The sequence below is a fragment of the Pseudomonas tumuqii genome (assembly GCF_013184545.1).
Taxonomy (GTDB): domain Bacteria; phylum Pseudomonadota; class Gammaproteobacteria; order Pseudomonadales; family Pseudomonadaceae; genus Aquipseudomonas; species Aquipseudomonas tumuqii.
In genome coordinates, this window is record NZ_JAAOJA010000001.1 from 665,709 (window position 1) to 688,351 (window position 22,643).

At 65.5% G+C, this 22,643-nt stretch carries 19 protein-coding genes; 11 read left to right on the forward strand and 8 right to left on the reverse strand.

Annotation, left to right across the window (positions count from 1 at the left end; translation table 11 throughout):
• The first annotated feature begins 66 nt into the window (after positions 1-66).
• The 11 genes from sbcD (at position 67) to G9C89_RS03015 (ending at position 13,233) form a co-directional block, all read left to right on the forward strand.
• Positions 67-1,287 (forward strand): exonuclease subunit SbcD, encoded by a 1,221-nt coding sequence (sbcD, locus tag G9C89_RS02965; protein ID WP_172144258.1) that lies wholly within the window; start codon positions 67-69, stop codon positions 1,285-1,287.
• Positions 1,284-4,718 (forward strand): AAA family ATPase, encoded by a 3,435-nt coding sequence (locus tag G9C89_RS02970; protein WP_172144260.1) that lies wholly within the window; start codon positions 1,284-1,286, stop codon positions 4,716-4,718. Before sbcD ends, G9C89_RS02970 begins: the two co-directional genes overlap by 4 nt.
• A gap of 113 nt (positions 4,719-4,831) precedes the next feature.
• The gene (locus G9C89_RS02975; RefSeq protein WP_172144262.1) at positions 4,832-5,632 is read left to right on the forward strand and encodes a substrate-binding periplasmic protein; all 801 of its coding nucleotides are present in this window, start codon (positions 4,832-4,834) and stop codon (positions 5,630-5,632) included.
• 84 nt (positions 5,633-5,716) lie between these two features.
• Positions 5,717-6,142 (forward strand): potassium channel family protein, encoded by a 426-nt coding sequence (locus G9C89_RS02980; RefSeq protein ID WP_172144264.1) that lies wholly within the window; start codon positions 5,717-5,719, stop codon positions 6,140-6,142.
• A gap of 88 nt (positions 6,143-6,230) precedes the next feature.
• Positions 6,231-7,526 carry an ABC1 kinase family protein gene (locus G9C89_RS02985; RefSeq protein WP_172144266.1) on the forward strand — a complete coding sequence of 432 codons (1,296 nt, stop codon included), beginning with the start codon at positions 6,231-6,233 and terminating at the stop codon, positions 7,524-7,526.
• 209 nt (positions 7,527-7,735) lie between these two features.
• Positions 7,736-8,656: a glycine betaine ABC transporter substrate-binding protein OsmF gene (osmF, locus tag G9C89_RS02990; RefSeq protein ID WP_172144268.1), complete on the forward strand. Its 921-nt coding sequence runs from the start codon at positions 7,736-7,738 to the stop codon at positions 8,654-8,656.
• A gap of 7 nt (positions 8,657-8,663) precedes the next feature.
• Positions 8,664-9,830 carry an ABC transporter permease gene (locus tag G9C89_RS02995; RefSeq protein WP_172144270.1) on the forward strand — a complete coding sequence of 389 codons (1,167 nt, stop codon included), beginning with the start codon at positions 8,664-8,666 and terminating at the stop codon, positions 9,828-9,830.
• Complete coding sequence (locus G9C89_RS03000) at positions 9,827-10,771, forward strand: ABC transporter ATP-binding protein (protein WP_172144272.1); 945 nt, start codon at positions 9,827-9,829, stop codon at positions 10,769-10,771. The genes G9C89_RS02995 and G9C89_RS03000 overlap by 4 nt, the downstream gene beginning before the upstream one ends.
• Positions 10,768-11,523 (forward strand): ABC transporter permease, encoded by a 756-nt coding sequence (locus G9C89_RS03005; RefSeq protein WP_315852748.1) that lies wholly within the window; start codon positions 10,768-10,770, stop codon positions 11,521-11,523. The genes G9C89_RS03000 and G9C89_RS03005 overlap by 4 nt, the downstream gene beginning before the upstream one ends.
• Before the next feature lie 80 nt (positions 11,524-11,603).
• Positions 11,604-11,762 carry a hypothetical protein gene (locus G9C89_RS03010; protein WP_172143309.1) on the forward strand — a complete coding sequence of 53 codons (159 nt, stop codon included), beginning with the start codon at positions 11,604-11,606 and terminating at the stop codon, positions 11,760-11,762.
• 226 nt (positions 11,763-11,988) lie between these two features.
• The gene (locus tag G9C89_RS03015) at positions 11,989-13,233 is read left to right on the forward strand and encodes an SLC13 family permease (RefSeq protein ID WP_172144274.1); all 1,245 of its coding nucleotides are present in this window, start codon (positions 11,989-11,991) and stop codon (positions 13,231-13,233) included.
• A gap of 67 nt (positions 13,234-13,300) precedes the next feature.
• On the opposite strand, the gene rlmF is transcribed toward G9C89_RS03015, so the two are convergent.
• The 8 genes from rlmF to G9C89_RS03055 form a co-directional block, all read right to left on the reverse strand.
• Entirely contained in the window at positions 13,301-14,317 is a 1,017-nt protein-coding gene (gene rlmF, locus G9C89_RS03020; protein WP_172144276.1) for a 23S rRNA (adenine(1618)-N(6))-methyltransferase RlmF, read from the reverse strand.
• A gap of 99 nt (positions 14,318-14,416) precedes the next feature.
• Positions 14,417-14,977 carry a VTT domain-containing protein gene (locus tag G9C89_RS03025; protein ID WP_172144278.1) on the reverse strand — a complete coding sequence of 187 codons (561 nt, stop codon included), beginning with the start codon at positions 14,975-14,977 and terminating at the stop codon, positions 14,417-14,419.
• 134 nt (positions 14,978-15,111) lie between these two features.
• On the reverse strand, positions 15,112-15,408 hold the full coding sequence (locus G9C89_RS03030) for a winged helix-turn-helix domain-containing protein (protein ID WP_172144280.1): 297 nt from the start codon (positions 15,406-15,408) through the stop codon (positions 15,112-15,114).
• Between the two features lie 72 nt (positions 15,409-15,480).
• Positions 15,481-16,857: a sodium:proton antiporter NhaD gene (gene nhaD, locus G9C89_RS03035; RefSeq protein WP_172144292.1), complete on the reverse strand. Its 1,377-nt coding sequence runs from the start codon at positions 16,855-16,857 to the stop codon at positions 15,481-15,483.
• A 327-nt stretch (positions 16,858-17,184) separates the two neighbouring features.
• Positions 17,185-20,034: a valine--tRNA ligase gene (locus G9C89_RS03040; RefSeq protein ID WP_172144305.1), complete on the reverse strand. Its 2,850-nt coding sequence runs from the start codon at positions 20,032-20,034 to the stop codon at positions 17,185-17,187.
• Between the two features lie 177 nt (positions 20,035-20,211).
• Positions 20,212-20,613, reverse strand: a complete 402-nt coding sequence (locus tag G9C89_RS03045; protein WP_172144307.1) for a DNA polymerase III subunit chi — start codon at positions 20,611-20,613, stop codon at positions 20,212-20,214.
• Positions 20,614-20,623: 10 nt separating this feature from the next.
• Positions 20,624-21,043: a DNA polymerase III subunit chi gene (locus tag G9C89_RS03050; protein ID WP_172144862.1), complete on the reverse strand. Its 420-nt coding sequence runs from the start codon at positions 21,041-21,043 to the stop codon at positions 20,624-20,626.
• 55 nt (positions 21,044-21,098) lie between these two features.
• Complete coding sequence (locus tag G9C89_RS03055; protein ID WP_172144309.1) at positions 21,099-22,598, reverse strand: leucyl aminopeptidase; 1,500 nt, start codon at positions 22,596-22,598, stop codon at positions 21,099-21,101.
• Between the last annotated feature and the right edge of the window lie 45 nt (positions 22,599-22,643).

Consider the following 22,643-nt stretch of genomic DNA (forward strand, 5'->3'; position numbering starts at 1 on the left):
CGCCGGCGCCTTGGCGGTGTTTCCCCCGCGACCCTTTCACAACCTCTCAGCCCGGTAGTCCCGCCCATGCGCATCCTCCACACCTCCGACTGGCACCTCGGCCAGCACTTCATGGGCAAGACTCGCCAGGCCGAACACCAGGCCTTCTGCGCCTGGCTGATCGAGCAGGTGCGCGGGCATGAGGTCGATGCGCTGCTGATCGCCGGCGATATCTTCGACACCGGTGCGCCGCCCAGCTATGCCCGCGAGCAGTACAACCGCTTCATCGTCGAGCTGCGTGGCAGCGGCTGCGAGCTGGTGGTGCTCGGCGGCAATCACGATTCGGTGGCCATGCTCGGCGAGAGCAAGACCCTGCTGGCGCAGCTGGATACCCGGGTGATCCCCGGCGTCTGCGGGGATCTGAGCGAGCAGCTGCTGGTACTGAAAAAACGCGATGGCAGGCCCGGCGCGCTGCTCTGCGCCATCCCCTTTATCCGCCCGCGCGACGTGTTGCAGAGCCAGGCCGGACAGAGTGCGCAGGACAAGCAGCTGTCGCTGCAGCAGGCGATCCAGCAGCACTACCAGGCGCTGTATGCCCTGGCCGAGGCCAGGCGTGACGAGCTGGGCGGCGACTTGCCGATCATCGCCACGGGGCACCTGACCACGGTGGGCGCCAGCGCCAGCGAGTCGGTGCGCGAGATCTACGTCGGCAGCCTGGAGGCCTTCCCCACCAGCGCCTTCCCGCCGGCGGCCTATATCGCCCTGGGCCATATCCACCGACCGCAGAAGGTCGGCGGCCTGGACCATATCCGCTACTGCGGCTCGCCGCTGCCGTTGAGTTTCGACGAGGCCAGGCAGCAGAAGGAAGTGTTGCTGGTCGAGCTGGATGGCAGTGGCTTGCGCAGCGTTACCGCGCTGCCGGTGCCGCGTTTCCAGCCGTTGCTGTCCGTGCGCGGCTCGCTCAAGGAGCTGGAACAGGCGATTGCCGAGGCCGCGCAGCAGGGCAGCAGCGAGTTGCCGGTGTGGCTGGAGGTGCAGGTGAGCAGCGATGACTACCTCAGCGATTTGCAGCAACGCATCGCCGCGCTGTGCGAGGGCCTGCCGGTCGAGGTGCTGCGCATCCGCCGCGAGCGCGGCAACGCCGTGGCCGCGTTGCAGGGCCAGGCCCGGGAAACCCTGGACGAGCTGAGCGTGGAGGAGGTGTTCGCCCAGCGCCTGAGCAGCGAAACCCTGGACGATGCGCAGCAGGCACCCTTGCTCGCCTTGTACCGCCGGGTGGTCGGCGCACTGCGCGAGGGCCAGGCATGAAGATCCTCAGCCTGCGCCTGAAGAACCTCAACTCGCTGAAGGGCGAATGGAAGATCGACTTCACCGTCGAGCCGTTCAAGGACAACGGCCTGTTCGCCATCACCGGGCCGACCGGCGCCGGCAAGACCACCTTGCTCGACGCCATCTGCCTGGCCCTGTACCACCGCACGCCGCGCATGAGCAGCGTGTCGGCCAGCGCCAACGAGCTGATGACCCGGCACACTGGCGACTGCCTGGCCGAGGTCGAATTCGAGGTCAAGGGCGCGCGCTACCGGGCGTTCTGGAGCCAGCGCCGCGCCCGCGACAAGGCCGAGGGTGCGCTGCAGGCGCCCAAGGTGGAGCTGGCGGCGGCCGATGGCACGATTCTCACCGACAAGATTAACGAGAAGCTGCGCGAGACCGAGCGCCTCACCGGCCTGGACTTCGAGCGCTTCACCAAGTCCATGCTGCTGGCCCAGGGCGGTTTCGCCGCCTTCCTCGAGGCGGGCGCCAACCAGCGCGCCGAGTTGCTGGAGGAACTGACCGGCACCGATATCTACGGGCAGATTTCCCAGCGCGTGTTCGAGCAGACCCGCGAGGTCAAGGTCGCCCTCGACCAGCTGCGCGCCAGGGCCGAAGGCGTCGAGCTGTTGAGCGACGAGCAACGCCGCGAACTGCAGGGCGAAGCCGAACGCCTGGGAGGCGCAGACAGCCGCCTGCATGCCGAGCATGCCGAACTGCAGCGCCAACGCCAATGGCGCGACGAGTTGGCCAAGGCGCACGGCCAGCAGCAAGGCGCCGCCGTCGCCGAGCAGCGCGCGCAAGAGCAATTGCAGGCTGCCCAGGCACAGTTGGCGCAACTGGCCGCCAGCGAACCGGCCGCCAGGTTGCAGCCGATCCATCGCGCTTGGCAGCAGGCGCAGCAGGCCGTGCGCCAGAGCGAACAGGCCTTGCAGCAGACCCGGGCCGAGCAGCAGCAGGCCGCCCAGCGCATCGCCGAATGCCTGTGGCAGGCCCGCCAGTTCAGTCAGCAACTGCTCGGCGAGCGCCAGCAGGCGCGCGACCACCTGGCCGCGCAGCGCCAGCAACTGGAGACCCGCCTGGCCGAGCAGGCGCAACACGGCCGGCTCGGTGAGCAACTGGGCGCCTGGCGTAGCCAGTTCGCGGCGCGCCAGCAGTTGGCCGTGGACCTCGAGCAGCTCGGCAACCGCCAGCAGCAGTCCGTGCAAGCCGTGCAGGCGTTGCAGATGCAGTTGGCCGAGCAGGCCGCCCGGTTGAGCGCCGAACAGCTGCGCCTGCTTGAGGCGCAACGGGCGGAAGGCGAGCAGCAGCGCCTGCTCGATGGCCTGCTGGCCGGGCGCAGCGAAGCCACCCTGCGCGAGCGCTGGCAGCTGCTGCACCGCCACAGCGGCCTGCTGGCCCAGCTCAAGCAGCTTGCCGCCAGCCGCCAGCAACTGCTCGAACAGCAGGTGCAGCTGGACGCCAAGCTGAGCGAGTTGCACGGCCAGCACGCCGCCAAGGATGTCGAGGTGATGGCCCTGCGCGCGCGCTACAAGGATTTGCAGCAGCAGGTGCGCGACCAGGAAAAACTGCTGGAGCAGGAACAGCGCATCCAGGCCCTGGAAACCTACCGCGCGCAGTTGCAGGAAGGCGAAGCCTGCCCGCTGTGCGGCTCCCACCAGCACCCGGCGATTGCCGCCTACCAGGCGCTGGACGTCAGCGCCACCCAGCAGACCCTGCTGGCGAAGAAGGCCGAGCTGGAAGCCCTGACCACCAGCGGTCAGCGCCTGGCCAGTGAACTGGCGACCCTGGCCAGCCAGCTCGAACAGCAGCGGCAACAGCTGCAACGCAACCGCCAGGAACAGATGGAGCAGGGCGAACGCTGGCACCAGTTGACCGCGCAGCTCGGCACTGCGCTGGCCGATGCGGCGGCCCTGGCCGAATACGAAGGGCAGCAGGCGGCCGAGCTGGACGCGATCCAGCGCAGCCTCGAGCAACTCGATCGGCTCAAGGTAGCGCTGGAAGGCGCGCGCACGCTGCGCCAGCAACTCGAACAAAGCTGCGCCGCCGTGCAGCAACAGCAGGCGTTGGCCAGCCAGCAGTTGCAGCATCAGGACAGCCAACTGGCGGATATCGCCATGCGCCTGGAGCAGCTGCAGCGCCAGCGCAGCGAACGCGACAGCAGCCTGAGCGAGGAGCTGGCCGCATTCGGCTACAGCTTGCCGAGCGACGGCGCCGCCTGGCTGCGCGAGCGTGAAACGCAGTGGCACAGCTGGCAGCAGGCGCAGCAACAGCGTCAGCAGCTGGAGGGTGAGCAGCGCGAACTGGAACACGCCCTCGGCATAGCCCGCGAACTGCACGGCAACTGGCAGCAGCGCTGGGCGGCATTGCAGCAGGCCGAGCCGCCGCCACTGGCCGCGGTTGCCGATGCGCTGGCCGCCCTGCAGCAAGCCGAGGCGCAGCTAACCAAGGAGCACAGCCGTCAGCAGCAATTGCACGGCACCCAACAGACCCAGGCGCAACGGCTGAGCGAGGATCAGCAGGACCTGCAGGCCAAAGCGCAGCAGTGGGCGGCGGCCCTGGCCGCCAGCCCGTTCGGCGACGAGGGCGCCTTCCAGGCCGCGCTGCTCGACGAGCAGCAGCGCGGTGCGCTGATTCAGCTCAAGGAGCGTCTGCATAAATCCCTGACCGAGGCCCAGGCGCTGAAAGTCGCCGCCGACCACCAGTTGGCCGCCTTGCAGGCCAACCCGGCCAGCGAACTCGAGTGCGAACAGCTCGAAGAGCGCCTGCAGCTGCTCGGCGCCGAGCTGAAAACCTTGACCCAGCGCCAGGGCGAAATCCGCGCGCAACTGCAGGGCGACGATGCGCGGCGGCAGAATCAGCAGAGCCTGTTCGCCGAAATTGCCGCCAAGCAGGGCGAGTACGACCTCTGGCAACAACTCAACAGCCTGATCGGCTCGGCCGACGGCGCCAAGTACCGCAAGTTCGCCCAGGGCCTGACCCTCGATCACCTGGTCTACCTGGCCAACCAGCAACTCGAACGCCTGCACGGCCGCTACCAGTTGGCCCGGCGCGGCAGCGGCGAGCTGGAACTGGAAGTGATCGACACCTGGCAGGCCGATGTCGCCCGCGACACCAAGACCCTGTCCGGTGGCGAAAGCTTCCTGGTCAGCCTGGCGTTGGCCCTGGCGCTGTCCGATCTGGTCAGCCACAAGACCAGCATCGATTCGCTGTTCCTCGACGAGGGCTTCGGCACCCTCGACGGCGAAACCCTGGAAATCGCCCTGGATGCCCTCGACAGCCTGAATGCCAGCGGCAAGATGATCGGCGTGATCAGCCACGTGGAAGCGATGAAGGAGCGGATTCCCGTGCAACTGAAAGTGCACAAGGGCGTGGGCATGGGCTACAGCGGGCTGGACCGGCGCTTTGCCGTGCCCGCTCGGGGCGATTGATCTGCGGCAACGTGGCTGGGCCATGCTTATACCTATACTTGCCACATCTCAGGAAGAAGGTGCCCGGCTACCCAGGGCAGGCAACCCTCGTTACGCTTATGGAGCATCGCGCATTGGCCAAGGCCTTTTTCTGTGTTGTCCTGGGTTGTCTACTTGCAGGTGTGCTGCCAGCTGCGGCCGCCGTTTCTGCCGATGGCTCGGCGCTGAAGCTGTGCTACGAGGATCAGGATTCCTACCCCTGGGTGCTGAGCGACGGGTCCGGCCTCAACCTGCAGTTGCTCGGCCTGGTCGAGCAGGCCCTGAGGCTGCATTTCGAGTTCGTCCCGGTGCCCTGGAACCGCTGTCTCGCCGGCCTGGAACGCGGGTTTTACGACGGTGCATTCGCCTCCAGTTACAAGGCCGAGCGTCTGGCCATCGGCCGCTACCCGCTGGATGCCGATGGTCGCCTGGACGAGCGCAAGCGCCTGCATACCTCGATCTATGCCCTGTACCGACGTAAGGACAGCCAGGTGGGCTGGAACGGCAAGGCGTTCCGTCAGCTCGATGGCCGCATCGGCTCGCTGAGTGGTTTCTCCATCGTCGACTTCATCCGCGAGCATGGCGCCGAAGTGGATGAAACCAGTCGCGATCCCCTGGCACTCCTGCAGATGCTCGGGCATGCTCGGGTGCAGGCGGCGGCCCTGCAAAGCCTGCGCGCCGATTTTCTCCTGCAGGCCCATCCGCAGTTGGCGGCAACCATCGAGAAGGTAAAATTGCCGCTCGAGGAGAAGGCCTATTACCTGATGCTGTCGAATGCCTACGTCGGCGCAAACCCGGCGATGGCCGAGGTCATCTGGGCCGAAATAGGGCGCCAGCGCGAGTCGCCGGAGTATCAGCTACTGATGCAGGCTTTTCTGGCCCGGTCTGTACCCTAAGCGCGTCGGCATTGCCGAGCACAGGCAGCGATTGCCCGGTCGTTCAATCTGTGTCCATCAACATCATTCACCGCAGGATCGCCAGTGATCGTCGTACTTCTAGTTAATACCCTGATCGTGATAACCGCGGTCATCATCCACTACGAGTTCCTGTATCGGCTGACATTGCTGCTGCCACGCATTCAGGTGCTCCATCGCTTTCGCATCGTGCTGGGGGTCGGTGGCGCTCTGCTGGCCCATGCGTTCGAGGTGTGGATATTCGCCATCGCCTACTACCTGATGCACCGCGCCGATGGCTGGGGCTACCTGGAAGGCAACTTCAATGGCAGCTTGATGGACGCTGTGTATTTCTCCTTCACGATCTTCACCACCCTCGGGTTAGGCGATATCCAGCCGCACGGCGACCTGCGCTTCTTGACCGGTATCGAATCACTCACCGGGCTGGTGCTGATTACCTGGACTGCGTCTTTTCTCTTCGTCGAAATGCAGCGCTTCTGGAATACCCGATAGTGCGGGCATTTTTGCTGACAGGATTGTCCGTTGGTAACCGTCCCCCATGCAGGCGCATGATCACTGTGGGTTCTGACGAGCATCGCCAATGGCCAAGCCTCCGGTTACTCCTCCTGCAGCTTCCGCGCTCGGACGTTTTTTCAAGCTGGCCGGCACCGCCACGCGCATCGGTGGCGGTCTGCTCGGGCAACGCCTGAGCCTGGGGCAGACGGCTATCGATTGGCAGCCGGTGGCCGAGCAACTGGGCACTGTGCTCGGCGAGATGAAAGGCCCGGTGCTCAAGCTGGGGCAGATGGCCTCGCAATGGCACGAGGTGCTACCCGAACCGGTCGCGCAGGCCTTGGGCAATCTGCAGAACCGGGTGCCGGCGCTGCCTTTCGAGGCGTTGCGGGGGCACTTGCAGCAGGTCTATGGCGATGATTTGCACCAGTTCTTCCAGCGCATCGAGGAGCAGCCGTTTGCCGCCGCTTCGCTCGGCCAGGTGCACCGCGCGGTGGCGCTGGATGGGCGGGCGCTGGTGCTCAAGGTGCAGTATCCCGGTATCGCCGAGATCTGCGCGGCGGATCTGCGCCAGCTGCGTCGTCTGCTGCCACTCGGGCGTTTGTTCCGCGCGCCGGCCGCACAGCTGGAAGGGGTCTATCGAGAGCTGGCAGCGGTGATCGCCGCCGAGCTGGATTACCCGGCGGAGATGCGCCGCCTGCAGCAGTTCCGCGCGCACTTCGCCGACTGGCCGGGGTTGCGCCTGCCGCAGCCGCAGGAAGATCTGTGCCGGTCGGGCGTACTGGCGTTGAGCGAAGAGCCCGGCTTGCCCTTTGCCGAGGTCGGCCAGGCCAGCGCCGCGGTGCGCGAGCGCCTGGCCCTGACCCTGGTGCGCTGGCTGAGTGCGCAGGCCTTCGAGCTGGGGTTGCTGCATGCCGACCCGCATCCGGGCAATTTCGCCTACACCGCCACCGGCGAATTGGTGGTGTATGACTTCGGCTGCGTGCAGGCGTTGTCGCCCGCGTTGCTGGGCGCCTATGTACAGACCTACCAGGCGCTGCAGGCGCGCGATGGCGAACAGCTGGAGCGGGCTTTCCAGGCACTGGGCACGCGCCAGCCGCAATCGACCACCCCTTATGGCCTGTACCGCCAGTTGCATGGGTTGCTCGGACCCTTGTTGCAGCCGGGTAAACGCTGGGATTTCGCCGCCACGCCGCTGCACCAACAGGTGCAGGCACTGTTGCCGGATGTGCTGGGCGCGCTCGGCAGCCTGCAACCGGCGCCGGCCACCCTGCTGGTCAACCGCACCCTGGAAGGGCATTACTGGAATCTCAGTCGGCTGGCTGTGGCCTTGCCGCTGGCGGATCTGCTGCATGAGCGGATGGCGGTTGCGCGAAGCCGCTGACGGACCGTTGAAAAACTGGCTACGTTGCCATTGTTCAACGGCCGGCTAACCAGTACAGCGCCTTTGACAACGCGTGGCGATGACGACGATTTGCTCTGTGATTGTTGCGCACCTATGGTCATACACAGCAGGCCAGGTTCCCGAGACGCTGCTCGGGCGGATTGCCGAGTCGATTGTTCCAGGTCGTCAACCAACAGGGTGGATAAACCATGTCTTTATTGGGCAAGCAACTGGGGCGGGTGCTTTCGCTGCTGGCGCTGTGGGCTGTGCTGGGCGCGGCGCAGGCGCAACCGACCGTGGTGGTCGCCTCAAAGATCGATACCGAGGGCGCGGTGCTGGGGCAGTTGATCTATCAGGCACTCAAGCGTGGCGGGGTGCCGGTTGAGGATCGCACCCAGCTCGGCGCCACCAACATCGTGCGCGGCGCCCTGCTCGCCGGTGAGGTCGGCATCTACCCGGAGTACACCGGCAATGGCGCATTCTTTTTCGACAGCGCCGACAGCAGCCTGTGGAAAGACGCCGAACAGGGCTACGCCAAGGTCAAGCAACTGGACTTCGAGGCCAACCAACTGGTCTGGCTGCAGCCGGCCAACGCCAACAACACCTGGGCGATGAGCGTGCGCGGCGACCTGGCGCGCGCCCATGGCCTGAAGACGCTGGACGACCTGGCCCGCTACCTGGCGGGCGGCGGCGCCTTCAAGTTCGCCGCCAGCGCCGAGTTCGTCGAGTCGCCGACGGCATTGCCGGCGTTCCAGCAGGCCTACGGCTTCAAGCTCAGGTCCGAGCAGTTGCTGATCCTGGCCGGCGGCAATACCGCGGCGACCATCCGCGCCGCGTCCTTGCAGACCAACGGGGTCAACGCGGCCATGACCTACGGCACCGATGGCGGCCTGAGCGCCCTCGATCTGCTGGTGCTGGAAGACACCCGCGGCGTGCAACCGGTCTATCAGCCGGCACCCGTGGTGCGTGCGGATGTGCTCGCGGCATACCCGCAGATCGCCGGGATTCTCCAGCCGATCTTCGCCGCCCTGGATCTGCCGACCCTGCAGCGCCTCAATGGCGAGGTGGCGGTGCAGGGCGCCGAGCCGGCGCAAGTGGCGGCGGAGTTCCTCGACAGCCTGGACCAATGATGCCGGCATGAGCCTGCCACTGCGGAGCAATAGAGTCATCCCAGTGCTGGCGCTGCTGGCGCTGACACTGCTGTGGAGCCTGGATTTCGTCAGCATTCAGCCCAACCGCATCGCTCCGGGTAGTGGCCTGGGACTGCTGGCGGCCATGGGGCCGGTCTGGGCGCTGCTGCTCACGGGGCTGTTGCTGGCCTGCGCGTTGCTGGCGCTGCGGTCGCCGCGTCCGGCCTACTGGCCGATCCTGGCGATCGTGTGGCTGCTGTTGCTGCAATTACCCCTGAGCCTGGCCTGGAGCATCGAGCGCCACATAGGCGCGGACCTGCCCTACGCGCGGGTCGGCATTGGCGCCGGTTACTGGAGCCTGCTGTTCCTCCTCGGCTTGCTGCTGATCGAGCTGCAGCAGCGCCTGCGTCTTTCGCGTGTCTGGCTGCTCGGCGGTGCCCTGGTCCTGGCTGCGCTGCTGGGCTGGCTGGCCCAGCAGGATTGGCTGGAGCCGCTGGCGCTGCTGCGCGAGTACCAGTCGCGCCGCAGCCAGTTCGGCGCCGCCTTGGCTAGCCATCTGGGCCTGGTGGGCGCGGCGGTGGGTTCGAGCCTGCTGTTCGGCGGCGCCATCGCCCTGTGGCTGCAGCGTTATCCGCGGGCGCAAAAGGGCAGCATCGGCCTGCTGAGTTTTATCCAGACGATTCCCAGCCTGGCGCTGTTCGGCCTGCTGATCGCGCCGCTGAGTTACCTGTCGGCGCAGTTTCCCCTGCTCCAGCAGCTGAATATCCGCGGTATCGGCTGGGCGCCGGCGCTGCTCGCCCTGATCGCCTACAGCCTGCTGCCGATCGTGCGCAACACCTGCGTCGCCTTGCAGGAGGTCGAGGCCGGCGTGATCGAGTCGGCCCGTGGCATGGGCATGAGCCCCGCTCAGGTGTTCCTCCAGGTGCGCCTGCCGCTGGCCATGCCGTTGATCATCGAGGGCGTGCGGGTCACCAGCATTCAGGCGATCGGCCTGACCGCGGTGGCGGCGCTGATCGGCGCGGGCGGCTTCGGCACCTTTATCTTCCAGGGCCTGGGCCAGTCGGCGATGGACCTGATCATCCTCGGCGCCTTGCCCATCATCGTCCTGGCGCTGCTGGCGGACGGCCTGTTCAGCCTGCTGGGCGAACGCTTTTCCAGCGGAGCGCGGCGATGATCGAGCTGAGCAACGTCAGCAAGCTGTTTGGCCAGACCCGGGCGGTGGACGATATCTGCCTGACCGTGCAAACCGGCGAGCTGTGCGTGCTGGTCGGCACCTCGGGCTGCGGCAAGTCGACCACCCTGCGCATGATCAACCGCCTGATCGCGCATTCGGCCGGCAGCATCCGCATCGATGGCCGGGACATCGAGCAGATCGACCCGCAGCAACTGCGCCGCGGTATCGGCTATGCGATCCAGAGCACCGGCCTGTTTCCGCACTGGACGGTGGCGCGCAACATCGCCGTGGTGCCCCGTCTGCTCGGCTGGCCGGTCGCACGCATCCGCCAGCGGGTCGAGGAATTGCTGCAGTTGCTCGAACTGGCGCCGGCCGAGTTCGCCGGCAAGTATCCCCATCAGCTGTCGGGCGGCCAGGCCCAGCGGGTCGGCGTGGCCCGCGCCCTGGCCGGCGATCCGCAGATTCTGCTGATGGACGAACCCTTCGGCGCACTCGACCCGATCACCCGCGAGAGCCTGCAGAACGAGCTGTTGCGCATCCAGTCGCAGGTACGCAAGACCATCGTCTTCGTCACCCATGACATGGACGAGGCGCTCAAACTGGCCAACCGTATCGTGGTGATGGACAAGGGCCGGATCGTCCAGCAGGACAGTCCGCAGGCGCTGCTGGCCAAACCGGCCAATGCCTTCGTCGAGAACCTGCTTGGCGGCCAGGAACGCGGCCTCAAACAGGCCGGACTGCTGCGCGTGGCGGCGCTGATGCAGGCCATGGTCACGGCCGCCGCGCCGGCCGCCGGGCCCAGGGTCAAGGCCACGGACAACCTGCGTCAGGCGCTGTCGCTGATGCTCTGGCACCGCTGCAGCAGCCTGCCGGTGGTCGATGAGCAGGGTCGGCAAATCGGCGTGTTGCAGCTGGACGCGCTGATGAGTCGGCCTCAGTGAGCAAACTCGCGGTGTTGCGCGGTGGTGGCTGGCCGCCGCTGCTGTGGCTGGCCCTGCTGCTGGCGGCGGCGCTGGGACTGGCCGAACTGGACGGGCTGTTTCGCCTGATCGAGCCGGACAGGCGCACGGTGATCTACGCCCGCGCCGCCTTCATCGACCTGCTCGGCAGCCATCTGCTGCTGGTGACGCTGGCGGCCTGCGTCTCCAGCCTGGTCGGGGTGGGCGCGGCGATCATGGTGACCCGGCGCTGGGGCGCGGATTTTCTGCCGCTGGTCAGCCAGGTCGCCTCGATCGGCCAGACCATACCGCCGGTGGCGGTGCTGGCCCTGGCGGTGCCAGCGCTCGGCTTCGGCAGCGGGCCGACCCTGTTCGCCCTGATGCTCTATGGCCTGCTGCCGATCCTGCGCAACAGCCTGGCGGGCCTGCGCGGCATCGATCCGGCGGTGCTGGAGGCGGCGCGCGGCATGGGCATGGCGCCGTTGCAGGTGCTCTGCCAGGTGGAATTGCCGCTGGCGCTGAACGTTATCCTGGCCGGCATCCGTACCTCGGTGACCATCAACATCGCCACCGCGGCCATCGGCTCCACCATCGGCGCCAGTACCCTGGGTGACCCGGTGATCTCGGGACTGGTCACCGGCAACACGGCCTTCATCCTGCAAGGCGCGATCCTGATCGGCCTGCTGGCCGTGGCGGTCGACAGCCTGTTCGAGCAGCTGCAACGGCGGGCGCCGGGAACCCGCCAGGCAAAGTGAATGGGTAGATCCTATGTTTATTTGCAAGACCCGCGACCTCGTAGGGTGGATGACGCTTCACCCATCCACCAACAGCGATGGTGGGTGAAAAAAGCGTCATCCACCCTACACAACTGGTCACCGGCAACACGGCTTTCATCCTGCAGGGCGCGATCCTGATCGGCCTGCTGGCCGTGGCGGTCGACAGCCTGTTCGAGCAGCTGCAACGGCGCGCGCCGGGAACCCGCCAGGCAAAGTAGATGCGTAGCCCGAATGCGGTCCGGGGAGATCGAGCGCGAGCAAGCGCCAGCAGGGTGCTGCAGGCGCAGCAGCGTACCTTTGGCCAAGTATTTTTATCGCCCGCCGTCTTGCCCGGCTTCTCCCGGCGTGCCGCTGCAGCTAGAGTGCTGCGGCGCCACGCGCGGTCGCCAAGCACAACCTCGATCATGCGCGTGAAGGCGCTAACGCTTGATGGGTGGGGGCAGCATGGCGCTAACGTCATGGGTGGTGCTGGGGCTGTTCGTCATGACCTACCTGGGCATGGCCGCGGGAGGCATTCCGGGTCTGCGCGTCGACCGCAGCTGGATCGCCGGCTGTGCGGCGGTAGTGCTGCTGTTCTGCGGGGTTCAATCGCCAGGCGAGGCGGCCAGCCATCTGGATGCCGGGGCGCTGTTGCTGCTGTTGGCGCTGATGCTGATTTCCGCGCAGTTCGATTTCTCCGGGGTCTATGCCTGGCTTAACGCCCAGCTCAGCCACCATGCGCAACGCCCGGCACTGTTGCTGGGCGGCGTGGTGGTGCTCGGCGGCATACTGTCGGCGCTGCTGGTCAACGACATCGTCGCCTTCGCCCTGACCCCGCTGCTGTGTCACAGCCTGTTGGCCCGTGGCCTCGATCCGCGCCCGTTTCTGCTGGCCCTGGCGTTGTCCTGCAACGCCGGTTCCTCGGCCAGCCTGATCGGCAACCCGCAGAACATCCTGATCGGTCAGGCCGGCGGCCTGGATTTCTGGTCGTTCACGTTTATCGCAGGTCCGCCGGCGCTGGCCGGGTTGGTGATCACCTACGCCTGCATCTGGCTGCAATGGCGCAGGCGTTGGGGCGTACTGCAGGCGTTGGCTCTCGAGGAGACGCCGGTCGAGCGGATCTATGGCGCGCACAGCTATCTCAAGCCGCTGCTGGCCAGCCTGGTATTGCTTGGGCTGTTTGCCACGGAGATCCCCCGCGAGTTGTCGGCGCTGCTGATCGCCGCCCTGCTGATGATTTCGCGCCGGGTCGACAGTCGCGATTATGTGCACAAGGTCGATCTCAATCTGCTGTTGCTGTTCGCCGGGCTGTTCGTGGTCACCGGCGCCGCTTTGGGCCTGCCGGAGGTAGCCGCGTTAGCCACGACGCTACGCGAGTACGGGCTGTTGCCCGAGGGGGTAATGGGGCTGGCGACCGCCTCGCTGCTGGCCAGCAACCTGATCGGCAATGTGCCCTTCGTGGTGTTGCTGCTGGGTCTGCTGCCGGATGCGGCGCCGTCGCTGCTGGTCGGCCTGGCGGTGATGTCGACTCTGGCCGGCAACCTGCTGCTGATCGGCAGCGTGGTCAACCTGATCGTCGCCGAAAGCGCGCGGCGTCAGGGCGTGGCGCTGAGCTTCGTCGACTTCGCCCGCAGCGGTTTCCCGGTGACGCTGCTGAGCATGACGGCGGCCGGTTTGTGGCTGGGCTACGGTGGCTGGTTGCCCTGGTAGGGGTTACGGCTGCAATCCGGGCTACTTGCAAAGCGGTCGGCATGGGTATCGCTGCGCTCAACCCATCCTACTTCCAGCGTTCTTGCCGCCAGTCCTGTTGCTGCTGCGGCGTGAGGAAGGTCCAGGCGACGAAGCGGCTCTGCTTCTGCCCCTGGGCCATTTCCACGGTGCGCACGTCGAGCGCACCGGCCTTTTTCAAGGCGGCATAGACGCCGGGCAGGTTGCTCGCCTTGGAAATCAGGCTGGTGAACCACAGTACCTGCTGGGAATGCTGCGCGCTTTCCTTGATCAGACGGCTGACGAAGGCCGCTTCGCCGCCCTGGCACCACAACTCCGCCGCCTGGCCGCCGAAATTCAGCACCGGTAGCTTGCGCTTGGGGTCGAGCTTGCCCAGGTTGCGCCACTTGCGCTTGCTGCCGCTACTGGCCTCCTCGGCACTGGCATGGAAGGGCGGGTTGCACAGGCTCAGGTCGAAGCGTTCGTCAGCCTGCAGCAGGTTCTGGAAAATATGCGCGCCATCGGTCTGCTGGCGCAGTTCGATGGCGCTGGCCAAGCCGGGGTTGGACCGAACGATGGCCTTGGCCGAGGCAATGGCGCTGGCGTCGATATCCGAACCGAGAAACTGCCAGCCGTACTCGCGGTTGCCCAGCAGCGGGTAGATGCAGTTGGCGCCGACGCCGATATCCAGTGCGCGCACCTGGGCGCCGCGCGGGATCTCGCCGCCATTGCCGCTGGCCAGCAGATCGGCGAGGTAATGCAGATAGTCGGCGCGCCCCGGAATCGGCGGGCACAGGTAGTCCGCCGGAATATCCCAATGTTCGATGCCGTAGAACTGCTTGAGCAGCGCCCGGTTGAACACCTTGACCGCCGCCGGGTTGGCGAAGTCGATGCTCTCCTTGCCGTACGGGTTGAGAATCACGAAGGCCGCCAGCTCCGGGCTGCTCTCGATCAGCGCGGGGAAGTCGTAGCGACCCTGGTGGCGGTTGCGCGGGTGCAACTGGCCCTTGCCGGCATCGGGCTTGGCCGGGGCAGGAGGGCGGGGCGCGGCAGGTTTGCGGCTGGGACGTTGGGTCGGCGATGACATGCTGGCGGTATCGGCAGGGGCGGAGCGCGGCATTTTCCCATAGCTGCTGCGGTCGTGCTGAAAAAGAGTGTGCTCGATTGCGCGCAAATCCAGTGGTGGCTAAGCGATATCCAGCCACCTCGCCAGGTAATCAAAAAACAGGCAGTACAGTGCGATCGGCAGCGGCAGGCCGAGCAGGGTGCCGAGCAGGTAGGTGCGAAAAGGCACGCCGGACAGGGCGAGGCTGTAGTTCAGTGCCGGCACCGTCTGGAACAGCGTGCGCAGGGCGACGATGCTGATTAGTGGGTGGCGATCGAGGCCGGCCAGCAGGCGCTGGGCCAGGCGGCTGTCGAGTTCGCGCAGGGCGTTGCCGCCCAGGTAGCGGATGGTCAGGAAGGTGAACACGCAGGAGACGATGGCGGCCAGGTAGGTGGCGATGCCGCCATAGAGCCGACCCAGCGCCAGCACCGCGGCGGCGAGGAAGATCCAGCCGGGAATCTGGATCAGGTTGCCCAGGGCGAACAGCAGGATGAACAGCAGCAGGCCGCTGACCGGGTGCATCAGGATCAAGTCCTGCAGGGCTTGCAGGCTGAACCGGGCGCGGATACCCAGGGCCTCGAACAGCAGGAACAGGCCCAGCAGGAACAGGAGCACCAGTAACAGTCGGTGGGTGCTGCGCATAGCGGGCCTCAGAGATTGTGAAAAAATCGAGCGCCGCAGCCGAGAGCGTCTCCAGCTGTTCGTAGCGCAACGCCAGCAGCGAGCGCCTGGAGGCGGTCGCAGTAGGCGCGAGTTTTTTCACAAGCTTTCACTGCTCAGGGATACCCGAGTATGGCCTTGATCTGCGCCAGGTTGGCGGCGATCCACTGCGGGTCGATCGCCCCCCAGTCGCGAATGGCGTAATGCCCGGCATTGTTGCGCTCGCCCGCCTGCTGGACGAAGACGCAGTCGATATCCAGATCGGCCAGTGCGCTCAGGGTGTCCTGGGCGGTGCGCCGGGGCATGCCGGTGGCGTCGATCAGGGCCGGCACGCTGCAGGCGCTGCCACTGTCGATCAGCCAGGCAACATAGAGGCGGCGGTAGAAACTGGTTTTGGTTTTGCTCACGTCCATCGGTCGAGGGCTCCTGCGCTAAGGGTGCGCCGCTGTACAGACGCACCCCCCAGCCTAAGCGGCTAGTGGCGGTCAGGCCAGTATGGCGAGGCCTATATAGGTCGCGGCACCCGCCAGGTAGCCGAGCAGGGCCAGCAGGCTGATCTTCTTCAGGTACCAGATGAAGTTGATCTTCTCCATGCCCATTGCCGCCACGCCGGCCGCCGAGCCGATGATTAGGCAGCTACCGCCAGTGCCGGCGCAATAGGCCAACAGCTCCCAGAACGCGCCATCGACCACGAAGTTACCCAGCCAGCCATCGCCGCCGGCCGCCGCAAGGGCCTCCGGGCTGATCAGCGGGTACATCTTCATGGCGCCGGCTACCAGCGGTACGTTATCGACCACCGAGGAGAGCAGGCCGATGGCGATGTTGATGGCGTAGACGTTGCCCAGGCTGTCCTTCAGCGCGCTGGCGACCTGGGTCAGGTGGCCGGCGGTGGCCAGGCTGGAGACGGCGAGCAGGATGCCGAGGAAGAACAGCACGCTGGTGATGTCGATGCGGCGCAGTACGCCGACCACCGAGAGCGGGTGCTTGTCTTCCGCATTCTTGCCGCGGTGCAGCACTTCGGTAACCACCCAGAGCACGCCGAGGCCGAGGAGGATGCCCATGTAGGGCGGCAGGTGGGTGACGGTCTTGAACACCGGGACGAACACCAGCGCGCCGATGCCGAGGATGAACACCAGGTTGCGTTCGAACGGGGTGGTCGGGTCGCGACGTTCCTCCTTGGTCAGTTTCACCGTTGGACGCTCGAACTCGCCCTTCATGGTCAGGCTGAGGAAGATCAGCGGCACCAGCAGACAGACCAGGCTGGGGAGGAACAGTTGGGCGACGATACCGCTGGTGGTGATCTGGTTACCGATCCACAGCATGGTGGTGGTCACGTCGCCGATCGGCGACCAGGCGCCGCCGGCGTTGGCGGCGATCACCACGATGCCGGCATAGAACCAGCGCTCGTGCTGTTCCTTGACCAGCTTGCGCAGCAGGGAAACCATGACGATGGTGGTGGTCAGGTTGTCCAGCGCGGCCGAAAGGAAGAAGGTGATGAAACCGATCGTCCACAGCAGTTGCACGCGCTTGCTGGTGCGGATGCGGTCGGTGATGACCTTGAAGCCTTCATGGGCGTCGATCAGTTCGACGATGGTCATGGCGCCCATCAGGAAGAACAGGATCTCGGAGATTTCACCGAGGTGGTGACGCAGTTCGCCAACCACCAGATCAGTGTTATTGGTCGCGTGGGCACCTGCTTCAATCAGCGGCAGGATGCTGTCGGCGCTTAGCACCAGCACCGTCCAGGCCAGCATCGCGGTGAGCAGCGCCGAGGCGGCTTTGTCAATTTTCAGGGGGTGTTCGAAGGCGATGCATAGATAGCCGAGCACGAAGATCACGGCCATAAGCATGTAGGCATACATAGGCGAGGTTTCCAGTCAGAGGTTTAAGGTTTGAAATGATTAGTAAAATAATGGGCGGCAGGATGCACCAATAGGCAGGCAACTGGAAGGCGTTGGGGGTCTTGGGGGCGTTAATCGTGACTAAATGTCGCAGTGCCTTGACGAGCGACAAGAAAGGCTTTTGATTTGCCGAGGGCGGTCCTGGTTTGCGGCTGGCCGCAGGGCGCTACTCGCCGCAGGCAGTGCACCGGGGCGTATCGGCGTGGCACAAGCCCGGTGGGCTCTGTGCGAAGGAAAAAGCCCGCGGTCTGGCGACGGCGGGCTTGGGGTTTGCAGTTTGCTTATGGCTTACAGGCTGGCGATGCGCTCGCGCTGTTCGACCAGCTTGCCTAGGGCCTGCTCGGCCTCGGCCAGCTTGGCGCGCTCCTTGTCGAGTACCTCGGCCGGCGCCTTGGCGACGAAGCCCTGGTTGGCCAGCTTGCCGCCGACGCGCTTGACTTCACCGTCCAGGCGGACGATTTCCTTGTCCAGGCGCGCCAGTTCGGCGTCCTTGTCGATCAGCCCGGCCATCGGCACCAGTACCTGCATGTCGCCGACCAGGGCGGTGGCAGACATCGGCGCCTCTTCCCCGGCTTGCAGCACGCGCACCGATTCCAGCTTGGCCAGCTTGTTCAGCAGCGGCGCGTTGTCGGCCAGGCGGCGCAGGTCTTCCGCACTGGCGTTCTGCAGGATGACGTCGATGCGCTTGGCCATGGAGATCTTCATCTCGCCGCGGATCTGGCGCAGGCCGAGCATCAGCTGCTTGACCCATTCGATATCGCCTTCGGCGGCGGCATCGATGCGGCTCTCGTTGGCCACTGGCCAGGCCTGCAGCATGATGGTCTCGCCACTGACGCCAGCTTGCGCCTTGATCCGCTGCCAGATTTCTTCGGTGATAAAGGGCATGAACGGGTGGGCCAGACGCAGGGCCACTTCCAGCACGCGCACCAGGGTGCGGCGGGTGCCGCGCTGGCGTTCGATGGAGGCGTTCTCGTCCCACAGCACCGGCTTGACCAGCTCCAGGTACCAGGCGCAGTACTCGTCCCAGATGAATTCGTAGAGTGCCTGCGCCGCCAGGTCGAAGCGGAAGGCATCGAGCTGGCGGGTGACTTCGGCTTCGGTGCGCTGCAGGGCGGAGATGATCCAGCGATCCACCGAGGACAGTTCGACTGCCTCGCCATTGATTCCGCAGTCCTGGCCATCGGTGTTCTCGAGGACGAAGTTGGCGGCGTTCCAGATCTTGTTGCAGAAGTTGCGATAACCCTCGACCCGGCCCATGTCGAACTTGATGTCGCGGCCGGTGGATGCCAGCGCCAGGTTGGTGAAGCGCAGGGCGTCGGTGCCGTAGGCGGCGATGCCTTCGGGGAACTCGGCGCGGGTCTGCTTGGCGATCTTTTCCGCCAGCTTGGGCTGCATCATGCCGCTGGTGCGTTTGGCCACCAGGGATTCCAGGTCGATGCCGTCGACGATGTCCAGCGGGTCGAGCACGTTGCCCTTGGACTTGGACATCTTCTGGCCCTGGCTATCGCGGACCAGGCCATGCACGTAGACGGTCTTGAACGGCACTTGCGGCGTGCCGTCGTCGTTCTTCACCAGGTGCAGGGTCAGCATGATCATCCGCGCGACCCAGAAGAAGATGATGTCGAAGCCGGTGACCAGCACGTCGGTGGGGTGGAAGGTCTTCAGCGCCTCGGTCTGCTGCGGCCAGCCGAGGGTGGAGAAGGTCCACAGGCCCGAGCTGAACCAGGTGTCGAGGACGTCTTCGTCCTGGCGCAGCGGCTGCTCGCCGAGGTTGTGCTTGGCGCGTACTTCGGCTTCGTCGCGGCCGACATAGACGTTGCCGGCATCGTCGTACCAGGCCGGAATGCGGTGGCCCCACCACAGCTGGCGGCTGATGCACCAGTCCTGGATGTCGCGCATCCAGCTGAAGTACATGTTTTCGTACTGCTTGGGCACGAACTGGATCGCGCCGTCTTCCACGGCCTTGATGGCCGGTTCGGCCAGCGGTTTGGTGGAGACGTACCACTGGTCGGTCAGCCACGGCTCGATGATGGTGCCGGAGCGGTCGCCTTTCGGCACTTTCAGCGCATGGGCATCGATACTTTCCAACAGGCCGGCGGCCTCAAACGCAGTGACTATCTGTTTGCGCGCAACGAAACGATCGAGGCCGGCGTATTCGCCCGGCAGGCTACCATCGACTTCGCTGTTGACGCTGCCGTCGACGTTGAACACCTGGGCAGTGGCGAGGACGGCGGCGTCCTTGTCGAAGATGTTGATCAGCGGCAGGTTGTGCCGCTTGCCGACTTCGTAGTCGTTGAAGTCGTGGGCCGGGGTGATTTTCACGCAGCCGGTACCGAATTCGGGATCGCAGTAGTCGTCGGCGATGATCGGGATGCGCCGGCCAACCAGCGGCAGCTCGACGAAGGTGCCGATCAGCGCCTGGTAGCGTTCGTCGAGCGGGTTTACCGCGACGGCGCTGTCGCCGAGCATGGTTTCCGGGCGGGTGGTGGCGACGATCAGGTAATTCTTGCCGTCAACCGTGGTGTTGCCGTCCGCCAACGGGTAGCGCAGGTTCCACAGGCTGCCCTTCTCGTCGTGGTTTTCCACTTCCAGGTCGGAGATCGCGGTATGGAACTTGGTGTCCCAGTTGACCAGGCGCTTGCCGCGGTAGATCAGGCCGTCCTGGTGCAGGCGCACGAAGGCTTCTTTCACGGCCTCCGACAGGCCGTCGTCCATGGTGAAGCGCTCGCGCGACCAGTCCACCGAGCTGCCCAGGCGACGGATCTGCCGGGTGATGGTGCCGCCGGACTCTTCCTTCCATTCCCAGACTTTCTCCAGGAATTTTTCGCGGCCCAGGTCATGCCGGCTGACGCCTTGGGCGGCCAGCTGACGCTCGACCACCATCTGCGTGGCGATGCCGGCGTGGTCGGTGCCGGGTTGCCACAGGGTTTTGCGGCCCTGCATACGGCGGAAACGGATCAGCGCATCCATGATCGAGTTATTGAAACCATGGCCCATGTGCAGGCTGCCGGTGACGTTCGGCGGCGGGATCATGATGGTGTAGGGCTGGCCCGAACCCTGCGGAGCGAAATAGTTGTTCGCCTCCCAGTTCTGGTACAGGGCGGTTTCAATGGCGTGCGGCTGGTAGGTCTTGTCCATGCGCGGCGGGACCCTTATGACGGCTGATCGGAAAAGCCGACAAGTATAGCGGGGAAGGTGCGTGGGGCGTAAGGCCGGGCTGGGAGTTGCGGACTGGTGGGGCGGATCAGCTCGTAGCCCGGATGCAATCCGGGAAGGCTCTTCACAGCCCCGATTGCATACGGGCTACGGGGATTGTTACTTGCGCGGCGGTAGCAGGCGACTCAGGCGGGCCTGCAGGCGGCGTTTCAGTTCGGCTTCGATCTGCGGCACGAAGTCGTCGATCACATCCTGCAGAATCAGCTCGGCGGCGGCGCGCAGTTCGTTGTCCAGGCGGTTCAACTCGCTGTCGCGGTTGAAGGTTTGCTGGATGCTGCTGCGCAGGGGCCTGGCCTGGGGCGCCGGGACGGGCTCGGCGACTGGCGGCTGACGCGGTGCTGGCGGCGGGGTGACGATGTCCGAGAGCAGCGGAATGCTGTCCGGGTCGATCGAATCGGTCAGCAGTGGCGGATCGAGGTTGTCGTCATCCAGCAGCTGGCGGATCGACTCGAGGTCGTCCAGCAGATGGGTGGGTTTTTGCGGTGGTTTTGGTGTGTCCATGGTGCAGAACTTAAAGTTCGACTCGTTTCGGATCATAGCCGCGCTGGCGGTAGCTGCGGAAATTCTCCCGGCAGGCGGACAATAGATCGGGTTCTTGGTTGACGATCTCGATCACCCGGCTGAAACGTTCGACAAAGGGTGAAAGGCTCGGGTTCAGGTTGATCAGCACGCCTTGCCGGGTGTTCGGCTCCTCATCCAGGCCGATTACCACCGGCGCTTGCGGGTCGTCCTGATGCAAATTGTGCGGCACGAAGGCTTCGGCCTTGAAACGCCAGAGAAGTTCGTCGAGCGCCGTGCATTGCGCGCTGTCGCAACCGCGCAGAAACACCGGCAAGCCATGCCGCCAGGCTTTCATCGCCAACTGGCAGGCGGCGCGCAGGCGGTCTGCCGGGGCGGCGGAGGAGAGGACGTAAAACTCGATGCGCACTATCGGTCTCCAGATTGCGTAGGAGCGGGCGAGGGCCGGGGCCCTGCCGCATGTCGTGTCAGCTGGCAGCCTTGTCGCTGCGATCCAGCAGGTACTGGGTCAGCAGTGGCACTGGCCGGCCGGTGGCGCCTTTTTCCTTGCCGCCGCTGATCCAGGCGGTGCCGGCGATGTCCAGGTGCGCCCAGTGGTACTTCTTGGCGAAGCGCGAGAGGAAACAACCCGCGGTGATGCTGCCGGCCTTCGGCCCGCCGATGTTGGCGATGTCGGCGAAGGGGCTGTCGAGCTGTTCCTGGTATTCGTCGAACAGCGGCAACTGCCAGGCGCGGTCGTCGGCGCTCTGGCCGGCCTTGAGGAGCTGCTGCACCAGTTGCTCGTCGTTGCCCATCAGGCCCGAGGTATTGCTGCCCAGGGCGACGATGCAGGCGCCGGTGAGGGTGGCGATATCGATCACGGCCTGCGGCTTGAAGCGTTCGGCGTAGGTCAGGGTGTCGCACAGCACCAGGCGGCCTTCGGCATCGGTATTGAGGATCTCCACGGTCTGCCCGCTCATGCTGGTGACGATGTCGCCGGGACGGGTGGCGCCGCCGCTGGGCATGTTCTCGGCGCAGGCCAGCAGGCACACCAGGTTGATCGGCAGTTGCAGTTCGAGCACGGCCTTGAGGGTGCCGAAGACACTGGCCGCGCCGCACATGTCGTACTTCATCTCGTCCATGCCCAGGCCGGGCTTGAGGCTGATGCCGCCGGTATCGAAGGTGATGCCCTTGCCGACCAGGACGAAGGGTTTGTCGGTTTTCTTGCTGCCCTGGTAGTTGAGCACGATCAGCCGCGGTGGCTGGTCGCTGCCCTGAGCCACGGCGAGGAAGGCGCCGGCACCGAGTTCCTTGAGCTTTTTCTCGTCGAGAATCTCGACCTTGAGGTTCTTGTAGGTCTTGCCCAGGGTCTTGGCCTCTTCGGCCAGGTAGCTGGGGTGGCACAGGTTCGGCGGCAGGTTGCCGAGATCGCGGGTGAACGCCATGCCGCCGGCAATCGCCTGGGCATGCTTGGCCGCGCGCTCGACCTCGACCTGGTCGGACTTGTCGCTGAGCAGGATCAGCTTCTTCAAGGCCTTGGCGTCGGCCTTCTCGCTCTTGAAACGATCGAACTGATAGCCGCCATCGGCCAGGCTTTCGACGATCAGGCGGGCTTTGCCATAGGCGTCGCGGCCTTTGACCTGGAGTTCGCCGAGGGCCAGCACCGCATCGCTGCCGCCCAGGGTCTTCAATACGCCATACACGGCAGTGAGCATTTTGCGCAGTTGGCGGTCTGACAGTTCAGCTTCCTTGCCGCTGCCGACCAGCAGTACGCGCTCGGCCTTGAGATTGGGCAGGTTGTGTGCGAGCAGGGTCTGGCCAAGTTTGCCGGCGAGGTCGCCGCGCTTGAGCAGGGCGCTGATCGCCCCGGCGCTGGCCTTATCAATTGCTTTCGCCGTTTCACCGAGCTTGTGGCCTTCGCCGACGGCAATGACCAGGGTGGCGGTTTTCAGGGTTTCCGGGCGAGCGCTTTTGACAATAAATTCCATGGCGTGGTGTTCCCAAGACAATGAGGCGTTATTGCAGGATAATGC